Source organism: Caballeronia sordidicola (assembly GCF_002220365.1).
GTDB classification, from domain to species: Bacteria; Pseudomonadota; Gammaproteobacteria; order Burkholderiales; family Burkholderiaceae; genus Caballeronia; species Caballeronia sordidicola_C.
Genome location: NZ_MTHB01000280.1, coordinates 1 through 16,837 on the forward strand (window position 1 = coordinate 1; position 16,837 = coordinate 16,837).

General features: G+C 59.0%; 20 protein-coding genes and 6 pseudogenes. 8 read left to right on the plus strand and 18 right to left on the minus strand.

Annotation, left to right across the window (positions count from 1 at the left end):
• From tnpC to BSU04_RS46920, 13 genes and pseudogenes are all read right to left on the minus strand, one after another.
• On the minus strand, nt 1–1,319 hold a 1,319-nt coding region (gene tnpC / locus BSU04_RS41260; RefSeq protein ID WP_089165969.1), incomplete at its 3' end, for an IS66 family transposase.
• Nucleotides 1,320–1,441: 122 nt separating this feature from the next.
• On the minus strand, nt 1,442–1,792 hold the full coding sequence (tnpB, locus tag BSU04_RS41265) for an IS66 family insertion sequence element accessory protein TnpB (protein ID WP_062004227.1): 351 nt from the start codon (nt 1,790–1,792) through the stop codon (nt 1,442–1,444).
• Nucleotides 1,768–2,196: an IS66-like element accessory protein TnpA gene (gene tnpA / locus BSU04_RS41270; RefSeq protein ID WP_082779209.1), complete on the minus strand. Its 429-nt coding sequence runs from the start codon at nt 2,194–2,196 to the stop codon at nt 1,768–1,770. The genes tnpB and tnpA overlap by 25 nt, the downstream gene beginning before the upstream one ends.
• Before the next feature lie 54 nt (nt 2,197–2,250).
• On the minus strand, nt 2,251–2,499 hold the full coding sequence (locus BSU04_RS48365; protein WP_256983868.1) for a SulP family inorganic anion transporter: 249 nt from the start codon (nt 2,497–2,499) through the stop codon (nt 2,251–2,253).
• Between the two features lie 685 nt (nt 2,500–3,184).
• Nucleotides 3,185–3,409 (minus strand): universal stress protein, encoded by a 225-nt coding sequence (locus BSU04_RS48655; protein ID WP_306427259.1) that lies wholly within the window; start codon nt 3,407–3,409, stop codon nt 3,185–3,187.
• A gap of 4 nt (nt 3,410–3,413) precedes the next feature.
• A pseudogene (locus BSU04_RS48660) lies at nt 3,414–3,626 on the minus strand (universal stress protein); the annotation flags it as partial.
• A 6-nt stretch (nt 3,627–3,632) separates the two neighbouring features.
• Nucleotides 3,633–4,148: a universal stress protein gene (locus tag BSU04_RS48375; protein ID WP_256983869.1), complete on the minus strand. Its 516-nt coding sequence runs from the start codon at nt 4,146–4,148 to the stop codon at nt 3,633–3,635.
• 142 nt (nt 4,149–4,290) lie between these two features.
• A complete protein-coding gene (locus BSU04_RS46080) occupies nt 4,291–4,701 on the minus strand; it encodes a flavodoxin (protein ID WP_144021513.1) in 411 nt (136 codons plus the stop codon).
• A gap of 49 nt (nt 4,702–4,750) precedes the next feature.
• A complete protein-coding gene (locus tag BSU04_RS41290) occupies nt 4,751–4,987 on the minus strand; it encodes a hypothetical protein (RefSeq protein WP_089165971.1) in 237 nt (78 codons plus the stop codon).
• A 12-nt stretch (nt 4,988–4,999) separates the two neighbouring features.
• The gene (locus BSU04_RS41295) at nt 5,000–5,650 is read right to left on the minus strand and encodes a BON domain-containing protein (RefSeq protein WP_089165972.1); all 651 of its coding nucleotides are present in this window, start codon (nt 5,648–5,650) and stop codon (nt 5,000–5,002) included.
• Nucleotides 5,651–5,698: 48 nt separating this feature from the next.
• Nucleotides 5,699–6,109 (minus strand): annotated as a pseudogene (locus BSU04_RS41300) (Hsp20/alpha crystallin family protein).
• Nucleotides 6,110–6,175: 66 nt separating this feature from the next.
• Nucleotides 6,176–6,619: pseudogene (locus BSU04_RS41305) on the minus strand (zinc-binding dehydrogenase); the annotation flags it as partial.
• A gap of 405 nt (nt 6,620–7,024) precedes the next feature.
• Nucleotides 7,025–7,186 carry a hypothetical protein gene (locus BSU04_RS46920; RefSeq protein WP_179258615.1) on the minus strand — a complete coding sequence of 54 codons (162 nt, stop codon included), beginning with the start codon at nt 7,184–7,186 and terminating at the stop codon, nt 7,025–7,027.
• 752 nt (nt 7,187–7,938) lie between these two features.
• Between BSU04_RS46920 and BSU04_RS41315 the strand changes: the two genes are divergently transcribed.
• Both BSU04_RS41315 and BSU04_RS41320 read left to right on the plus strand, forming a co-directional pair.
• Nucleotides 7,939–8,220, plus strand: a complete 282-nt coding sequence (locus BSU04_RS41315; RefSeq protein WP_089165983.1) for a c-type cytochrome — start codon at nt 7,939–7,941, stop codon at nt 8,218–8,220.
• 21 nt (nt 8,221–8,241) lie between these two features.
• Entirely contained in the window at nt 8,242–8,598 is a 357-nt protein-coding gene (locus BSU04_RS41320) for a DUF3564 family protein (protein ID WP_089165974.1), read from the plus strand.
• Nucleotides 8,599–8,609: 11 nt separating this feature from the next.
• On the opposite strand, the gene BSU04_RS41325 is transcribed toward BSU04_RS41320, so the two are convergent.
• From BSU04_RS41325 to BSU04_RS48385, 3 genes are all read right to left on the minus strand, one after another.
• Nucleotides 8,610–8,831, minus strand: coding sequence for a DUF2964 family protein (locus BSU04_RS41325; protein WP_089165975.1), 222 nt, complete (start codon nt 8,829–8,831; stop codon nt 8,610–8,612).
• Nucleotides 8,818–9,147 carry a hypothetical protein gene (locus BSU04_RS41330; RefSeq protein WP_256983875.1) on the minus strand — a complete coding sequence of 110 codons (330 nt, stop codon included), beginning with the start codon at nt 9,145–9,147 and terminating at the stop codon, nt 8,818–8,820. Before BSU04_RS41330 ends, BSU04_RS41325 begins: the two co-directional genes overlap by 14 nt.
• A 284-nt stretch (nt 9,148–9,431) precedes the next feature.
• Complete coding sequence (locus BSU04_RS48385; protein WP_256983872.1) at nt 9,432–9,554, minus strand: hypothetical protein; 123 nt, start codon at nt 9,552–9,554, stop codon at nt 9,432–9,434.
• Nucleotides 9,555–9,791: 237 nt separating this feature from the next.
• On the opposite strand from BSU04_RS48385, the pseudogene BSU04_RS41335 reads away from it, so the two are divergent.
• The 4 genes and pseudogenes from BSU04_RS41335 to BSU04_RS41350 form a co-directional block, all read left to right on the plus strand.
• Nucleotides 9,792–10,207, plus strand: a pseudogene (locus BSU04_RS41335) (amino acid permease); the annotation flags it as partial.
• Between the two features lie 26 nt (nt 10,208–10,233).
• Nucleotides 10,234–10,853, plus strand: a pseudogene (locus tag BSU04_RS41340) (arginine deiminase family protein); the annotation flags it as partial.
• 29 nt (nt 10,854–10,882) lie between these two features.
• Nucleotides 10,883–11,062 (plus strand): annotated as a pseudogene (locus BSU04_RS48390) (ornithine carbamoyltransferase); the annotation flags it as partial.
• A 207-nt stretch (nt 11,063–11,269) separates the two neighbouring features.
• A complete protein-coding gene (locus BSU04_RS41350; protein ID WP_256983876.1) occupies nt 11,270–11,638 on the plus strand; it encodes a universal stress protein in 369 nt (122 codons plus the stop codon).
• Between the two features lie 442 nt (nt 11,639–12,080).
• Here the strand turns inward: BSU04_RS41350 and BSU04_RS41355 are convergent, their stop codons facing one another.
• Both BSU04_RS41355 and BSU04_RS41365 read right to left on the minus strand, forming a co-directional pair.
• On the minus strand, nt 12,081–12,587 hold the full coding sequence (locus BSU04_RS41355; RefSeq protein WP_089165977.1) for a universal stress protein: 507 nt from the start codon (nt 12,585–12,587) through the stop codon (nt 12,081–12,083).
• 693 nt (nt 12,588–13,280) lie between these two features.
• Entirely contained in the window at nt 13,281–13,655 is a 375-nt protein-coding gene (locus BSU04_RS41365) for a hypothetical protein (RefSeq protein ID WP_089165979.1), read from the minus strand.
• 344 nt (nt 13,656–13,999) lie between these two features.
• Between BSU04_RS41365 and BSU04_RS41375 the strand changes: the two genes are divergently transcribed.
• Both BSU04_RS41375 and BSU04_RS41380 read left to right on the plus strand, forming a co-directional pair.
• Nucleotides 14,000–15,514 (plus strand): winged helix-turn-helix domain-containing protein, encoded by a 1,515-nt coding sequence (locus BSU04_RS41375; protein ID WP_089165981.1) that lies wholly within the window; start codon nt 14,000–14,002, stop codon nt 15,512–15,514.
• 294 nt (nt 15,515–15,808) lie between these two features.
• Nucleotides 15,809–16,144, plus strand: coding sequence for a c-type cytochrome (locus BSU04_RS41380; protein WP_089165982.1), 336 nt, complete (start codon nt 15,809–15,811; stop codon nt 16,142–16,144).
• Nucleotides 16,145–16,837 lie beyond the last annotated feature (693 nt).

Here is a 16,837-nt window from a genome sequence, read left to right on the forward strand (position 1 = left end):
AGGGCCTCGCCCAATTTTCCGCTCGGCGCGGTCGTCTCAAGATGATGGTCTAATAGTTTCTTAATTTCCTTAAGCACCGCAGTGCTGTAACGCCGCCGAAGGCGTGCTCGCTGGTTCGGCTTCTTCTGAGCCTGCGACTCCGCCGCGTAGAGCTTGCCGATGAGATGGATGAACTGCGTGGAAGGCTGATGTACACCGTGCGCTTCTTTAGGCAACACGTCCTGGGCTTTCACAAAATAGCGTCTCGCGTGCGTCCAGCAACCTAAATGCACGAGGCCGTTGGTTTTAGCGATCGCGTTGTATGACTCGTAGCCGTCCGTCATTAGCACCGCGCCACGGCGCATGCCTGCCCATAGGTCAGATCCATGTTGCATGCCACGCCCGGGCGCATATCCGAACAGCCGTACGGGCGGCCCGCTGCCATTCATTTGGGCCCACATAAAGCTTTTGGTTTGTGGCGCTCGCCCCGGTTCCTTGAGCACCTGCACGGTGGTCTCGTCGCCAAACACGATCTCACTGTCGAGCAAGTGATCTCGCAATAAATTAATGATGGGCTGCACCGCTTGGCCCAGGCGTACCACGCTGGCAGCCAGCGTATTACGTGAGATGTCGCCGCCGAAGCGCCTGAGCAGCGCTGCGATACGATACAGCGGCAAGCCATCAATGAATTTGGAGACTACAAACCATGCCAGGGCTGCTTCGGTGAACAAGCCCTTCGAGATGATGCGCAAACGCGCAGGCGTAACCTTGATGCCCTGGTCGCACTGCGAGCACGCATACTTCGCGCGCTCGTGACGAATCACCCGTACTTGCTGGGGAATGATGTCGAGCTGCTCGCTGACTTCGACGCCGATCTCGACCAATGTCGTGCCATCGTTCGGGCAGGTACGTTCTGATTCCGGCAATTCGTAGCGGATCACTTCCCGCGGCAGCGCTGGATCGAGCGGCTTACGCCCGGGCTTCTTGCGTTTGTGACCCGTGACCTTGATGTCAGTTTGGTCATCTTGCGCGGGCACAGTCGCGGCGGTGGGCGCCAGCACTTCGGCTTCGTTAAGAAACAGGTCGCGCTGCTGGGCACTACGTGCTTCGCTCTTGGCGCCGAACAGTTGGCGCTGGAACGCTTTGAGTTGTTCCTTGAGCAGGTCGCGTTCGACCTTGGTCACGCGTAGCTCGCCGCGCACCAATTCATGCTCGGCCAGTACCGCATCTCGATCGGCAAGCACTGCATCGCACGCAGCGAGAGCCGCATCACGCTCGGCGATGAGCGCAGCGAGTTCGTCGGCGGTGATCGAGTGGGGTTGGTAAAGGTCGCGGGCCATGGCGTAACAATAGCCAATCGCGAGTCTCCGTAGGTATACGGGAATTTGTAACTATCTAATCAGCGTCTCGTGAATGCGACAGGCAATCCACGAAACGCTTTCCGCGCGTACGTGGGTGCTGACTAACTCGCGCGCGCGTAGTGCCGTGCCGAATGTTTCTTCACGGCCGCTAGGTTGATACCGTCGAGCAGCCAATGCAACTGCTCAACCGTCAGTTCAAGAACCGCCGCCTCGCGGGGCCATGCGAAGCGATCTGCTTCTAACCGTTTCATCAATAGCCAGAAACCCGAGCGATCCCAGAGCAACAACCGAACGCGATCGCGGCGCTTATTGGTAAAAGCATAGACCGTCGGGGCGAAGGGGTCGAGCGCCAAGGCCTGCTCAACTAGCGCGACCAGTCCGTTGATCCCCTTGCGACCATCCACCGCATCACGATGAAGCAATACCTTCAGCTCTTCGTCGAATCGGAACATGGCAATGTACTCAGCGCTTGTAGTAGTGACAGCACCTGATCGTCACGGGCATCATTTAGTTCGATCCTCACTCCGTTAGGCAATCGGACTTGCAGCCCGGGCATCGCCTCCTTCGGCCGCTCTTGTGCGGCAATCACGGGTATGAACGCAGCCGGCGTCGGCTTCGCGGTCCTTGACGCCGGAACGATCGCAGTGCCATCGCACTTTCTTTTATAAGCGCTGACCCACGAACGCAGCAAATTCGCATTCAGCCCGTGTTCCAGCGCCAAGCGTGCGACCGATACGCCCGGCACCAGGCAGGCCTCAATCAGTTCGTGTTTAGCCTGCGGATCGTAACGGCAACGACCGTCTTGTTTGCGACCGACTACCAGTCGCGCTTTTAACTCAGAGTTAATATCAGTCATATGTGTCCACGTTGATTTACGTGGACACATGTTCACCACTGAGGCTGCTTAACGCTAGGACGCCGACAAAGGACCGCTTACCGTGTAGGAGCCGCGCAGGGCAAACGCGCGCGACAACACGCTCATATCGGCGAACGAAACGAGAGCGATAGCGATCGCGGCGCCACTCAACTCCCGTACGTCATGCAGCGACACGGCGGGAAGACGAAACGCCGGCAAACCTTCAGGTAGCCGGCCTACGACAGCGATACCGGCAGGGGCTTCTAGTTCCAGGAGCCAAACTGCCGCGGTTGCCGTGGCCACGGCAACCAAGGTGCCGGGAAGTGCAGCCGCATCCGTTTGAGCAACACAACGCCGTCAGGCACGAAACGCCAATGGCCCAAGCAGCCCAATTTATGCGTCCGATGACCACACCCTGAAATACCCTTTTCACATCGTGGAGGATCGTCCAGCTCGGAACCGCAAAACCGAGCAAGGTGGGCGGGTGCTTCATTGGAGGGTGATAGTCGGGACGCGGAACCGGAACTGAGGCAACACAAACTTCACGCGCGTTGGTCGTTCCCCTGGCAGGAAACCCGACCCTTGCGACGTCGCCTGGATTTGGTCACCATAACCAATCCTCCTCTCTGACATGGATCAATCTCAAGGGGCATCTGATGGCGTGTCCGAGCGCGGAGCGCTGCGAGCGTTGCCAGGAAGTGTACGAATTACGCATAGAGGCACTTACACCCGTCCATGTAAGCAATGCCCGCGCCACGTTTTGGTTACGGCAAACGTCTTCTTCGCCGCCGTGAACAAATCGCTTCCCTCTGGAACAGGTTCGCCCCGAATCGGCACACGTCTTCGCTCGCGGACCCAAAACTCGACGGATAGATTCACGACTTCTTCAAGTGACGCGCAACATGACCGATCGCCTGCGGCTGATTGAGCGTCAGCACGCGGGCGCATTATCCGCACATTTGTTCAGGGCGGGCCTTGCGTGCCCCTCTTACGAGACGTCCTTCTGTCGGACCAATAGCAGTGGCGTTCGAGCTATTCCTGCGACCCTGTTCGCGACACTGCCGAGCACGCAACGCACAACGCCGCGCCGACCGTGTGTTCCCATCACCAGAAGGTCGGCATGCCAACTCTGCGCTTCGCGCTTCGATCGTATAGGCGACGTCGTCGTTGGCGTGATCGGTGTTGGCCAGCGCCGTTTCCAGCCGGACGCCATCCGATTCTGGTAGTGTTTCGAAGAATTGGCGCGCTTTCGCGAGCGCGGCGTTACCCTCTTCCACCAACGCGTCTTCCAGCACGGTGAGCGGAAGAATGGTCAGGTGCACTGCGCGATCGACGACATAGATCGCGCGTAGTTCCGTTCCCGCGCGGGCAAGCGTTGCGCCGACCCGCAGCGCCTCCTGCGAAGCCGAACTGCCGTCGACCGCAAACAGGTTTCTCTACGGCCTGGCGCGCCACGCCACGTCACCGCGCTCGGGCAAGACAAGGATGGCGCACGCGGCGAATTTCATGAGCGGTTCAGACACCGCTCCCTCAACCCAATGAAGCAGCCCTTGATGCTGGCGCGACCCCATTACCAGCAGGTCGGCCCGCCAGTCTTGCGCGGCCTTTGCCAGCGCATGCACGACCCCGCCGCCATGCGTTATTAGGTCGATGATTCGAATCTCTAACTTAGCGCCGCTCGACGCGAACAGTTCCTGCGACGCAGCGCACGCGTTTTCAACATCTTGCAGCAACAGTGCGTTTGCTGCGCTTAAATGGAAGGCAGCCAGCGGCCCCAACGGAATCACTGCATGCGCGTTTTCCACTACGCCGACAATCCGAACCCGTGTCTCCTTATTTGCAAGATGAGGAACGAAGGCGGCGGCGCGAGCAGATGCGGCTGTCGGATCGACGCATAGCAGTATCCGCTTGAAGCCCGCGCGAACATCCGTGTTCGTTGCTTGAAGTTCCATGATCGACACCCGTCCCGTCGTTCTTCAGATTGTGGTCAGCATGTCCATTCCAACGACTCGACGTGCGCGAGCTTACGCTCCAGTCGCTCGGCGAAAAGATCGAGCAGGCGCACTTGCGCGCCGTCACGAACGTCGCGTGCATCTATCTGACAGCGCGCGAGGGCTGGTCTGCCGCTGATATCGGCCATCTGTCCGAGCGCGGCTCAGCTCCGCTGCCGCCGAACGTACAAAGAAACGCGACCTTGGGCAAGCGTGCCCGATAGGCCGTGAGCCATGTACGCACGGGTGTCGCCACGATGGGCGCAAACTGGCGTAGCAACCACAACGAGTTCGTAGTGTAGGAAGACGGATCGTGTTTAACAGCGTTAATCTTGGCGGGGCGCTCCCTCAATACGTCGATAATCGATCCGACGAACCCCAGCGGGCCAGATCGGTCGCTGCGCTCGACGATCTCTTCCAGATCCGCGCCGAGTCGGGTAGCAAGCGCTTTCGCGGCATGGGCGGTCACGCCAGAACGCGAGTAGTAGACGACAAGAACCCTTGTTTTCGACATCGTAATTCTCCGAAGAGCGACATTGCAGCGAGCGACTCAACGCAAGCACCTATAGATGAATTGTTTTCGACTGCTTCAGGCTTATCCACACCATGCCCTCGCGAAGACCGTCGATTACTGCTTCGCGCTCGGTTGCGAAGATTTTAGAGTGCCGGAATTGATGTTTGAATTCCTCACTCGAACCGGTGTGGCCGACGTGAATCTCGCAACCAAAGCCGCCACCGGTCGGAAAGGTATCGGTGCTGACGTTCCAGCTATCGCTCGTCACTTGCCCTTTGAGCGTCATGGTGCCTCTCCCTTATTCCACCACCAGGTGATCGACCACCGCGTGTACGCCAGGCGCGGACCACGCGGCGCCACGAGCAGCCTCCCGTTCGCCGTAGGTTCCCACCGTGCCGCTCAGGGTCACGACGCCGTCACGCACCTCGATGGCGATGTGTTTGGCTTCGCGCTCGGCATGGCGCAGCAGGGCACGGCTGATCTGTTCTCCGACATCGGCTGGCGCCAGATTGCCGCCCACCTTGATCATGTTTGCGACACCCGTGACTCCGCGCATGTGCGCAATGCGTCGGGCTGCGCGATGGCGCTGCCAGTTCAAGTCGACGTCGCCGCGCAGCGTTACCCAACCCTTTTCGACCTGAACCTGAACGGCGCCTTCCTTCAGCCCGACGGTCCACTGCAAGGCCGACGTGGCCGCCCGCGCGATGTCGGCGTCGCTCATCACGTCCTTGGAGGGTAGACGCACCTCGGCTTCGACAACCATGGCCTTAACGCCCGACACCCGTTGCACACCTTTTTCGGCGGCAAGTTTCTCCGCGTAGCTGGACGGATGGCCATCCAGCGTCACGATGCCGTCCTTGACCTCGACCGCGAAGTTCGACGAATCGACTTCCGGTGTCCAGTCCAGTTCCTCTCCCACGTCCTGCTTCAACTGTCGGTCGGTTTTCATAAAATCCTCCGCAACAAATAAAGCGCGCGGGGACCGCGCGCCAACGACTCAACTGATCTGAAGGCGTTTTTGCTCAGACGGTGCCTTCTTCGGGAGCGTCAGTGACAGCACGCCATCCTAATACCGCGTCACCGAGTTGGATTCATCGAGATCGCACGCAAGCGAGAACGAACGGCAGACCGCGCCAGCGTAGCGCTCGCGCCGAATGACCCGTTCGCCTTCCTTGGTTTCCTTGTTGCGCTCGACCTTGGCGTTGATTGATACCACGTTGCCGTCGATCTTCACGTCGATATCCTTCTTGTCCACGCCAGGAAGTTCCGCCTTGACCTGATAGGAAGCGTCGGATTCCGTGACATCGATCTTTATGTCCGCAAGCGGTGCGTCGTCGCTGCTGATCATGCCACGCAACGGCCGGAACAAGCCATGAAACAAAGATTGCTCATTGAATAACCCCTTAATTAAGGTAGTAAAACAAAATACCCACCTTTCCGCATCGAAACTGGCGTGGACGGAATCAAAGCAACTTCATTTCGCCTGGAAGATCACCTTCAGCGCGTGCGCATCGGCAACCCGGCTTAACGTCTCGTATGCTTTCATGACATCGTTCAAACCGAACCGGTGCGTGATGAGCTTGCCCGCTTCCGGACGGCCGGAGTGGACGGTCCTGAGCTGCATGGGCGTACTGACCGTGTCGGCCAGCCGTGGCGTGATTGGGATGTTTCGACCCCACAGTCGCTCCATATACAGATCAACTTTCACGCCATACACGCCGACATTGGCAGTGACGCCCCCTGGCGCGATGATTGATTTACATTGCTCGAAGTTGGCGGGCACGCCAACCGCTTCGATCGCACAATCCACGCCGACGTTGCCGGTCAGCTTCATGATCTGCGCGACCGGATCGCCACTCAAATTGCTCATGCATGCCGACTCGCCAAAGGTTCACGCTACTTGCCGGCGGTTCGCATCGCGATAGTGCTTTCATCTTCGATCTCGTCATTTGCGTAAAAACCGTGCGTCAACAATAAAACTTTAGGCTCGCGGGCCACCCGTCCGTTGACCTACATCAACCGATTGGGACGCGCGCGGCAACACCTGAATCACCCGGCATTGCCGCAAGCGCGCGCGACGCAATCCACATAGCCATGCTGTGTGCACCGCTCGCTCCTCTTCAACGGCGACGCTCAGGCTGCAAGGTAGTTCCCGCCGCGCGAACGTGTGCCCGATTGGGTTGACGACGCGTCGCCTCGCACAGTCGCCGGCTGTGCCAATGCCGTCGGCATGGTCAAGCTTTTTGAACCAAGACGGCATAGCAGCAGGATTCATTGCCGCCGCTTTCTCAAATCCGCCTGTCCACGTAGAGGTGGCAACTCTTCATGCGTCGGGAAAAGCTTCACCAAGGGCACTTTGGTGGCGCATCGCGACCTCGATGCCTTCCCGCAAAAGGCTGGTGGTTGCTTTTAAATAGTCACTCATGACCGCCTGCGAAGCGGAGTTGAACTCACCCCAGTTCTTTGCGTTCGCAATGGCTTCCACTCCTTCCGAAGCGCTCCGAGGTCGCGCTCAACGCGCTTCGCTTCTAGAGCGCAAGCGTCCCGACGCCATTCCTCATTGGCTCTCATCAGTCGCGGTGTCAAATAAAGATTTACCCCAGAGGCGAACGGGTGGGTGAATTCGGTTGCCATGGTCAAGTCCTCTTTACGTATGAACGAAGGCGCGAAGAGCGCCGTATGGTCGATCTCAATTTGGGCGCGGGGCTCGGCTGATCGTTGACCTATATCAACCGGTCTGCCCGCGATAACCGCCCGCTTGCACTTGATCTGCATCAACCGGCTGAAAGTAGCAACTCATACACTTTTAATCGGGAGCGTGCGATTAGAACCGATGCGGGCGCCTTCACTGACTCACTAACCGAGCACCGCGATGATGAGTTACAAAAGCATCGTCGTTCAACGCGACACGAGCGAACGAGCGCAATCCCGGCTCGAATACGCGTTGCAACTCGCAAAGCAATTCGATGCGCACGTAAGCAGTGTGTTTTCGGCGTTCACCCCTGATCCGCGCTCCTTCTATGTCATGGCCGGATCGGCCGAGTACTTTGGCCGGACACATGCGGCTCGGGCGCAATTGCATGCCGGTGCTTGCACAAACGGTCGGCTATCCGTCAGCGCCGGACGCCTGAGCGCGCGACGCGGTCGATCGCTAATACACTATTTTGGAGCCTTTTGATGCAGCCACTTCAGCTATCGCTTCATGCCAGCATTGCCGGCCTGTTGCTGTGCATAACGATGCAGGCGCTCGCCGCGCCGGAACCGGCCGCGCTCATCGATCAGCAGCACTGCATGTTCTGCCATACCGTCGACTCGCCCTTTCTTGCGCCATCGTTCCAGCAGATCGCCGAGCGTTATCGCAACGTTCCGAACGCCGCATCAATGCTCGAACACAAATTGCGGCTCGGCGGGCCCGCGCATTGGGGCGATATGGCCATGCCGGCAGCTGCGGAGCGAGGCGGGCCGCCGCTTTCGCGTGAAGATGCCCACACGCTCGTGCAATGGGTATTGAGTCACTAACTTCATGTTCTGGAGGACACCATGCGTATCACGATCAAGCTGGACCAACGAGCAGACCCTGACGCGTTTGCGGTGCTTTGGCTGGACTTGGAATCGCGCCACTGGTCGCGGGAAATGCACAGCGGCGTTGACATACCGTCCGGGGGTCTCATGCGCACTGCGCCCGGTGGAACGCTCATCTGCGACCCGGATTCACCTCATCCGCTTTGTGCGCTAACCGAGCTCGATCTGGAAGACCGGGCTCGTCTGATCGAAGGTCAGTCTGGACATGTGTCGTGGCATTGCGAATCAAACCTGGGCGTGCGCCTGGATCGCTGGCATGTGCAATGCATCGACTCCGAATCGACTGAAGCCGAGAACGAGGTTTTCGATGAATAAAAATCGCGTACTCATGGATGCCAGCGGGGAGTGAGACGTTTGCACCACTCTTGCAGCGGCGACGGATTGAGCGTCACAACAAACAGCGTGACGCTTACGACGATTGCCACGGTACCGCATCGCACGAGACCAGGCTCGTCGAAGATCAAGCCGCGAAGGGCCGTGGAAACCCCGGCTAGCGCGACAAAGACGGAAATCGCTGCAACGGCGATTCTGGGCTCAGTCCGGATCATTTCTCCTCCCCCCTAGACTTGCGCCTGCCTTCGCGCCATCTTTTTCGAGCAGGTGCACCGCCGCATCGAAAGCTCCGCGGATCGCCTCTTGCGGATCGCTATCGCTTACATGCTCAATCGGAATCATGTTGTAATCGCGCGTGATGAGATCGAGCCGGGCGTCATACGACCGCGAGCCGTCGAAATTACGTAACGCCTCCAGGGCCAGATGACAGCCCGCGACCCAACGCGCGAAACGATCAATTCGAACAAGCTGCACGCTTGCCTCGGCCTCGATTTCCGCTGACCCGACAAAGCCCAAATAAGCGATTTGCATTCCGACACCCATCACATCACTCCTTCGACCATTAAGGCGATTTTCCTTCGCGTCGTCAGCTTTTCCCGGGCCACTGAGCGTGTCCGGGAAAAGCTAAAACTCTCGTAGGTGAAACCATGATGTAGTGTCGCTGCCCCTGCGCATTGACCTTAATCAAGCGCAAATGCGTTCTCGGCGCACGTGAGTGAACGGCCACGTTCGAGCTTCAATCCCAAGTCGCGCATTGCGGCTTTTCCGGCGCAAGTACGCACGCAGCGATATTCGCAGGACTCTGCCCGATGCGTCTACAGGTAACCGTAGATAACCACGCAGTCCTGTCCGTCCGCGATGTTCGACGACTCCTCGACATCGACGTTCAGATCGCTGACAGTCGCGCTCGATTTCGATACGCCCCCGGTGCTGAACAACGATAGTGCCGCGTTTCGCCTTACCCCATCCTGCGACCTTCGGTGCGACTCGCGCACACAGACTATCTGGCTGTCGAGCCGGCAAATGGAGGCCGGTTTCACGGTCCGGCGGACTCCGTCACGGACTCGTGGCGATTTACGCGAGCATGTTTAGTGATGGTCCCTCAATGGATGATCCAGATCAAATTGACAACTTCGGTCAGGTGACCGGGCTATCCAAAATTGCAGGAGAAGGTGATGAAGAACGTTGCGGAGCCTCTGACAAGCAAGTCGTCCCCGGCCTCTGGGCCGGTGTTCAATATCGCCGAGCCCCAGCAGTTGAAGCTCGCCTTACTGACCGCACTCGTCGTCGGATCCATGGTCGGCAGCGGCGTCTTCTCCCTGCCGCAGAACATGCGTCCGGCGCGGGCGCGGGCGCTGTCATCCTGGGCTGGCTGATTACCGGGGCAGGCATGCTGATGCTCGCGTTCGTCTATCAGACGCTCGCGACGCGCAAGCCTGATCTCAACAACGGCATCTATGCCTTTGCCCGCGCGAGCGCGGGCGAATTCGTGGGATTCAACCCCGCCTGGGGCTATTGGGTCAGCGCGTGGATCGGCAACGTCGGCTACCTGGTGATCGTGTTTGGCACATCGGGCTACTTCTTTCCATCCAATATTCGATACCGGGCCCGCGCGCCTGGTGGGGCGACCCGGACGTCGATCACGGCGGCGCCACGCTCGAAGGCGGCGACGTGATGCCCTTATCGCGGGATGTGCTCGTCATCGGTATGGGGGAACGGACATCGCCGCAAGCGGTGGTGCAGCTTGCCCGCTCGCTGTTCGCCCATGAGACCGTGGAGCACGTGATAGCCGCGCAATTGCCGAGATCGCGCGGCGCGATGCATCTCGATACCGTATCACCTTTTGCGACCGCGATCTGGTCACGATCTTTCCGGAGACTGTGGACGGCATTCGCTGCACCAGTCTTCGTCCCGGCGACCAACCCGAAGCGTCGGACGTGCGCGGCGAAACCGCACCATTCCTCGATGTCGTCGCTCAGGCGATCGGCCTGAAAGCGCTGCGCACCGTCGCAACCGGAGGCGACGAATGGGAAGCCGAACGCGAGCAATGGGACGACGGCAGCAACGTCATTGCGCTCGCGCCGGGCATCGTGGTTGCGTACAACCGCAACGTGTACACCAACACGTTATGACGCAAGGCCGGCGTGGAGGTCATCACCATTCCAAGCGGGGAACTCGGGCGCGGTCGTGGCGGCGGCCATTGCATGACCTGTCCTATCGAACGCGATCCGCTTTGACCACACCAGTCTGTTAGAAAAAAATCATGATGGCATTCAACTTGCGCAGCCGAAGCCTGCTCAACATGTAGGACTTCGTTCCGCGCGACATCCGCTTCCTGCTGGACCTCTCGGCCGAACTGAAACGCGCGAAATATGCGGGGACCGAGGTGTCGCGGCTGAACGGCATGAATATCGCGTTGATTTTCGAGAAGACCTCGACACGTACACACGGGTGACGCACGATTGGGTAGCGAATGAAAGGTACGCGCCAATTTCGTTGTCGCTCTATGCGCGCTGCGCGGTCCTAACCGTCACTGGTCAATACGACCCGCACGACCCCGAATCCTACCTTGCCGATCGCTATCCGGAGCATTCAGACCCGTGTTAGTTGTCCCTACAGCGGCGCGGTGAACGCCCTCGGGGCCAAGGTGGGCGTGGCATGGGATGGTAGCCGTGAAGCTACGAGAGCTGTTCACGATGCGCAGCCATTATTGCAACTCGCAACGCGGACCGCCATGGTTACGATCGTCGGCGAGGTGGGTAGGCGTCGGGACACTCCTGCGCGATGTTCGGACCTCGTCGCGGCGCTCGCACGACATGGCGCGCGAGTCGAGTATAGTGAGATCGATGCGATCGAAGGTGCGGGGACGGGCGACGCCCTGTTGTCGTTTGCATCCAAATTCGGTGCGAACGTCATCGTCATGGGCGCCCACGGTCATTTGCGGTGGCATGAATTGATACTGGGCGGCACCACCCGGAGGGTACTGGAGGCGATGCAAGTTCCGGTGCTTTTGTCCAATTAGATCGAGCGCTTGCAAATCGGAGGGCGCACAATAGGCAGCCGCACTGCTGCTGAGGTGGATGCCGGTGGCGTGGATCGCGTCATGCTTGCGTGATCCACAGGCGTCATCGTCATTTATATAATAATGCACGCGCCTTCAGGCATCGTGCCCTGCCGAACCTGCATACCGCGAATCGCGTCGCGGCCGGCCGTCTATGAAACCCGATCACGAGCGCAAGCCTCACGTAGTGACGATCGCATGATAGCGGAGATGGAGGGAAGAGGAGCACCTTCCGCGGTCTTCCGCGGCCATTTAGCCTACCGTGCAAGAAGCTCGACAAGTTGTCGGCTGCCGCCGGCACCTGTAAGCCTGGAAGCGCCATAGGGCGTTCTGTCCGCCATCTCGTCCGTCTTGACGAATCCTGCGCACGAATAAGGCGTACCCACGATCGCCATGCCTTGGCTCAGGCGACGATTAACGGCTGGTTCGGCGAACGCTTCGGGTCGACATCTGGCCCGATCGCTTGCACCTTCTGCCGGACGACGAGCACCGGTATCTGGCTATGCACCAGCACCTTCTGGGTTTCACTGCCCAGTATCAGCGCACCCATCCCACCGCGACCGTGCGACGCCATCACGATTAGATCGCAGTTTCGCTTCGCAGCGGCCCCGAGGATCGCTTCATACGGGCGCGTGTCAGTCACTGCGACGGTGTCGAATTCGACGTCGGCTTGCGCGGCCGCTTGGCCGAGCACCGCGAGGTAGGCTTCCGCGTGCTGCTGCGCATGGTGGGTGAACTGCTCCTCAGTGTCGGTGAGTGTTTCGGCACCGTACGCCAGGATATGGAATTCTGGCAAGACATGAAGTCCAGTAACTTTGGCCTGGTGGACTGCGGCAAGCGCCACTGCCATCTGAATCGCGGCTTCGGAGAATACCGATCCATCGGTCGGCACCAGTATATGCTTGAACATACGTCCCCCTATTTGCGACTACGCAACATACGAAGCCGCGAGTAAAAAGGAAGCCCGCCGACTTCAAACTAGATTCGAAAAGCGGCATGTGCCCTCGCCGGATACCCTCTCCATGTACATCGACGCGCCCCTCGTAAATCGCCTGGACTGCGCAAGAAACTCGTCGAAGTCTTTTCTTCCGCCTTCCGGAAGCTCTCGAGCCGCAAGTACGTGACCGCCGCTACCACTCCGAAGACGACATGAAACACACAGTTTGTCCACCCACGAGCATCCACAAACCAAGGGAACATCGCTGTCATTCCATAGAAATCATCGGTGAAAGCGATCCACGCAAAATCGACGATCCTTCTATTTGTTTATCTTCGATGCTTCTGCAAGAGCGCTCTTGATCTGCGTCAATAGTCAGGTTCGATCATTGCCGCGACCGGCCAGCCAAGCGCCCTGACCGCCTGGACAAAGCACAGAGTGTCGGAGAACGCATCCACAGCTTTTTTGCCAATCGGCGCCGCGAGCTGCATCTGCTTGCGTTTCGCAGCCGCGCCGACGTACTTTCGTGATGGGTACGCTCGACGCATGTTGGCATACAACCCGCCCGGCATACCGTCGGCACTCGGGCGCGACCGCACCTCCCCGCTATCGCGTCGGTCGCCTTCATCTGAACGCGGATTTCCTCCACCTTGTGAGGCTATGCAATTAACGCTTTGGGAGGTAGACGAGCACGCCGAAGACACCACCCACCGCCAAAGCTATTCCGACACTGGAGTCGAAGTTGAACGCGAAAATGATCGCTGCGAGAATAAGCGCAAAGCCTACTGACAGCATGAAATGGACACTTAGCGCCATGAATGTCATGGCGAGGTTATAGGCGGTCGGCTGAACGAACACGTCTATTCCCATCGCAATTGCCGCCACCACACGCAGCGGCCCCCAGAAGCTGCCGCCGGCACTCCACACCGCAGTCAGCGCCAGGGCCGCGAAGACGATGCCCGCAGCGATCCCTGAGATTGCCGCTGCGGGCCAAAAAAGGGCTTGCCATTTGAAGTGGGGCGAACCCTTATGAAGTTCCATAGCAAGCTCCTTCGAATAGCAGAGCTGATCGTCATCTTGCAGCCGATGCGGAGACCTGAGTCAATCCCAGGGCTGCCCCCATTGGGCTCGCTGATACAACGCGAAGACGCGCCTGTCGCACACGACACCGAACTTGTGCGCATCCATGCCGACTTGCGTATCAGCCTTCTTCCGCAACCCAACTGATCGAAGGGCTCGTCGAGATCAATTCGGTCGAGGTAACGTGCCCAAAGTCCTCCTCGCTTCGGCCGTGGCGTTTGCGACCACGATACCCTAAGCCGGACGAGCCGGAACCAAACAGGTAATACGATGTGTTGCGTAGCCATCCGATGACGAAGTGAGCCATGAAGGCCGATCTGATTGAGCGTTATGCGGCGAATTTGCACGGCGTGCTATCGTGCTTTGACCGAATCCTGATCACGGGCACGCTGCCCGGCGCATGCTACGCAGCGGGCATGACGAGTTTTTTGAACGCCAACGGCATTCGCATATTCGACTACGCCAGGTTCGCCGAACCGCTGCGCGAACTCATCCGTGTGCGCGCGCAAGAGGTCTGCGCTGCCGCCGGCATCGAGATCGAGCACGTCAACAAGAGCCACATCCGCAAGGAAGATTTGGGGGCACGCGTGCTGCAGGGGCGTGGCGATGCACCCGGGCTGGTGCACGTCATCTCGGCGATGGAGGCCTGCCCGAGCTACAAGCCGTGGCACGACAAGAGCAGCGGCAAGACCTACCTGCGCCCCGAGACGGGCAAGTGTCTGCACTACTACTTCTACTTCATCGATGACGAACTCGGGCTGTGCCACCTCAGGGTCCCGACCTGGGCACCGTTCGGCTTGCAGTTCTACTGCAATGGCCACGGCGCCGTGGCCCGTGCCCTCAAGCGCGAGGGCATCGGGTTCGTGCAGGCCGACAACGCCTTTTTACGCATTGCCGATGTGGACCGTGCACAGGCCATCGCCGACGCGCTGAGCCCCGATATGCTGCATGAGCGGCAAGACCGCTACGCGCAGTGGCTGTGCCCGGTGCTCGACGTGTTCGGCCAGACCTACCACTGGAGCCTGCGGCAGGCCGAGTATTCCACTGACCTGATGTTCCGCAGCCAACAGACACTGGTGCCGCTGTATGACGTGCTGTCGCGTCAGGCGGTGCTGGCCGCGCACGCCGGGAAAGTAGCCGGCTTCCTGGGCAAGAAGGTCACGCCGCAATTGGCGCAGGAAATCGGCTCGCGGCTGTCCACCCGCATCGAAGGACGCTGCATCAAGCACCACATGGGCGTTGCCAGCGTGAAGGTTTACGACAAGTTCTCCCATGTGTTGCGGATAGAAACCACCATCAACGACGTGAGCTTCTTCAAACACCACCGCAAGGTGGAACACAAGAATGGCCAAAGCACCTACGAACTCGCAGCGTTGAGGAAAACCATCTACAGCCTGATCGACCTGCGCGAGATCATGCTGGGCTGCAACCAGCGCTACCTCGCGTTTTTGTCGAGTCTGGATGACCCCAGCGCAGGTGAGCGCGACCTTCAACGTTTGAGCCAGTCCCGCGTGGGCAGTGACGAGCGCAGGGTCAAAGGACTCAACTTCTTCAACGGCAGCGAGCAAGCACTGCTGCGTGCCATGCAGCGCGGCGAGTTCAACGTGCATGGCCTGCGCCGTGCGGATCTGGCCAGGTATGTAGACATGAGCGCCTCGGTGCTGTCCCGACAGCTCTCGCGACTGCGCACACTCGGCTTGATCAAGAAGGTAACCCATACCTACCGCTACTACCTCACACGTCTGGGCCGTGCCGCCATCGCTGCTGCCTGTTCTCTCACTCGCTTCAACATCGTTCCAATTCTGGCCGAAGCACACTGAAGTCTTCTCACAAATCGCGAAGACTTAACTCCTTAGTGACTAATTGATGGGCGTATCAAGGCGCTCGCGGACGCTCTGACACTTCCGTCCATGCTCCATCCCGCAGCGCACCGAAGGGTTGACGCTCGAGCGTCAGGCCATTCCGGGTTAGGTATGGCTATTGCCTCCATGCAAAAACGGACGTGAATAAACGAAACGGCAATTGATGACCTAGATCAATACAGCGGACCTCCGCGCAGGCACGCTTTACCGAGCATATGGCTTTATTGGGGTGTCATTGTGATTCGGCCAAACATGAGACATATTCTCCGCGTGCTTGGGACTGCAACAACGCTACTAGGTGGAGTTCGCTGCGCGTTCGCCGAGGGCGAACCCACGGCTCTCATAGACCAGCAACGCTGCATGTTTTGCCACACCGTCGACACACCGTTTCGCGCGCCTTCCTTTCAACAGATCGCCGCACGCTATCGCCACGTGCCAGATGCCAGCGCCATGCTCGAAGGCAAGCTGCGGTTGGGCGGCCGGGCACACTGGGGAGACATGGCGATGCCGTCGGCCGCCGGACGCGGCGGCGGTACTCTCTCGCGCGAGGATGCACATGTTCTTGTTCAATGGGTACTTCGCCAGTGACGGAATGCGCGAGGGCTCGTCACTTAGAAGGCGTGCACATCGCGGCCTGCTTACTGCTGAGACCAGTCGATAAACGCATGGTCATGATTTGACATCAGCAGCCTTTCGGAGCTAGCGCTTAATCTGAGATTCCGTGGCGAGATAGACAAGTTTGCATTGTGATTCAAGCGCTTGGCTTGAAATTGGGTAACTTCTCAATAACCCGGGGCGAGCACCACGCGCCGTGCTGTGTTATTTGATCTGCGCACGCGGTCGAGGTAGCCGATAGCTTCGTTGCGTGCGGTCATGATTGCGCTTGTAAACTGCGGATGACGATGTTAACGTTTGTCGCATCGACATCATGTGATCCGCACTCGTGACTCTTCCAAGAAAATTCTCACTACCCGACATCGCTCGAGAGGGACTAACGCCGTCGGAGCTTGAAGTGCTAGCGTGGGTAGAGAAACTGACGGACATCGCTAATGACTTGCAGGATGAGTCTGAGCAACTGAAACAGGAAGCAGCTCAGCTCAGGAAAACCAGGAAGCGCGACTAGGTTGGCCGCTGCGATGATGAAGAAACTCGCGGTGCCATATGTCACCGAAACTGATCGAACGCCTGCGGTCATGAAGCTGCTGGCATGGAGCGAAGGATTGCTTGAGATCATCCATCGCGTGCAGGAGGAGAACGGGCATCTGAGAGACGAAGTCGCGG

Coding starts and splice junctions, on each gene's coding strand:
- BSU04_RS48655 (WP_306427259.1), bottom strand. CDS start 3,409: ATGGCGTCCGGCTGGAAACGGCGCTGGCCAACACCGATCACGCCAACG.
- tnpA (WP_082779209.1), bottom strand. CDS start 2,196: ATGACTGATATTAACTCTGAGTTAAAAGCGCGACTGGTAGTCGGTCGC.
- BSU04_RS46080 (WP_144021513.1), bottom strand. CDS start 4,701: ATGTCGAAAACAAGGGTTCTTGTCGTCTACTACTCGCGTTCTGGCGTG.
- BSU04_RS41380 (WP_089165982.1), top strand. CDS start 15,809: ATGAGACATATTCTCCGCGTGCTTGGGACTGCAACAACGCTACTAGGT.
- BSU04_RS41375 (WP_089165981.1), top strand. CDS start 14,000: ATGAAGGCCGATCTGATTGAGCGTTATGCGGCGAATTTGCACGGCGTG.
- BSU04_RS41295 (WP_089165972.1), bottom strand. CDS start 5,650: ATGAAAACCGACCGACAGTTGAAGCAGGACGTGGGAGAGGAACTGGAC.
- BSU04_RS41325 (WP_089165975.1), bottom strand. CDS start 8,831: ATGATCCGGACTGAGCCCAGAATCGCCGTTGCAGCGATTTCCGTCTTT.
- tnpB (WP_062004227.1), bottom strand. CDS start 1,792: ATGTTCCGATTCGACGAAGAGCTGAAGGTATTGCTTCATCGTGATGCG.
- BSU04_RS41355 (WP_089165977.1), bottom strand. CDS start 12,587: ATGTTCAAGCATATACTGGTGCCGACCGATGGATCGGTATTCTCCGAA.
- BSU04_RS41320 (WP_089165974.1), top strand. CDS start 8,242: ATGCGTATCACGATCAAGCTGGACCAACGAGCAGACCCTGACGCGTTT.
- BSU04_RS48375 (WP_256983869.1), bottom strand. CDS start 4,148: ATGGAACTTCAAGCAACGAACACGGATGTTCGCGCGGGCTTCAAGCGG.
- BSU04_RS41290 (WP_089165971.1), bottom strand. CDS start 4,987: ATGACGCTCAAAGGGCAAGTGACGAGCGATAGCTGGAACGTCAGCACC.
- BSU04_RS41315 (WP_089165983.1), top strand. CDS start 7,939: ATGCAGGCGCTCGCCGCGCCGGAACCGGCCGCGCTCATCGATCAGCAG.
- BSU04_RS41365 (WP_089165979.1), bottom strand. CDS start 13,655: ATGGAACTTCATAAGGGTTCGCCCCACTTCAAATGGCAAGCCCTTTTT.
- BSU04_RS41330 (WP_256983875.1), bottom strand. CDS start 9,147: ATGCAAATCGCTTATTTGGGCTTTGTCGGGTCAGCGGAAATCGAGGCC.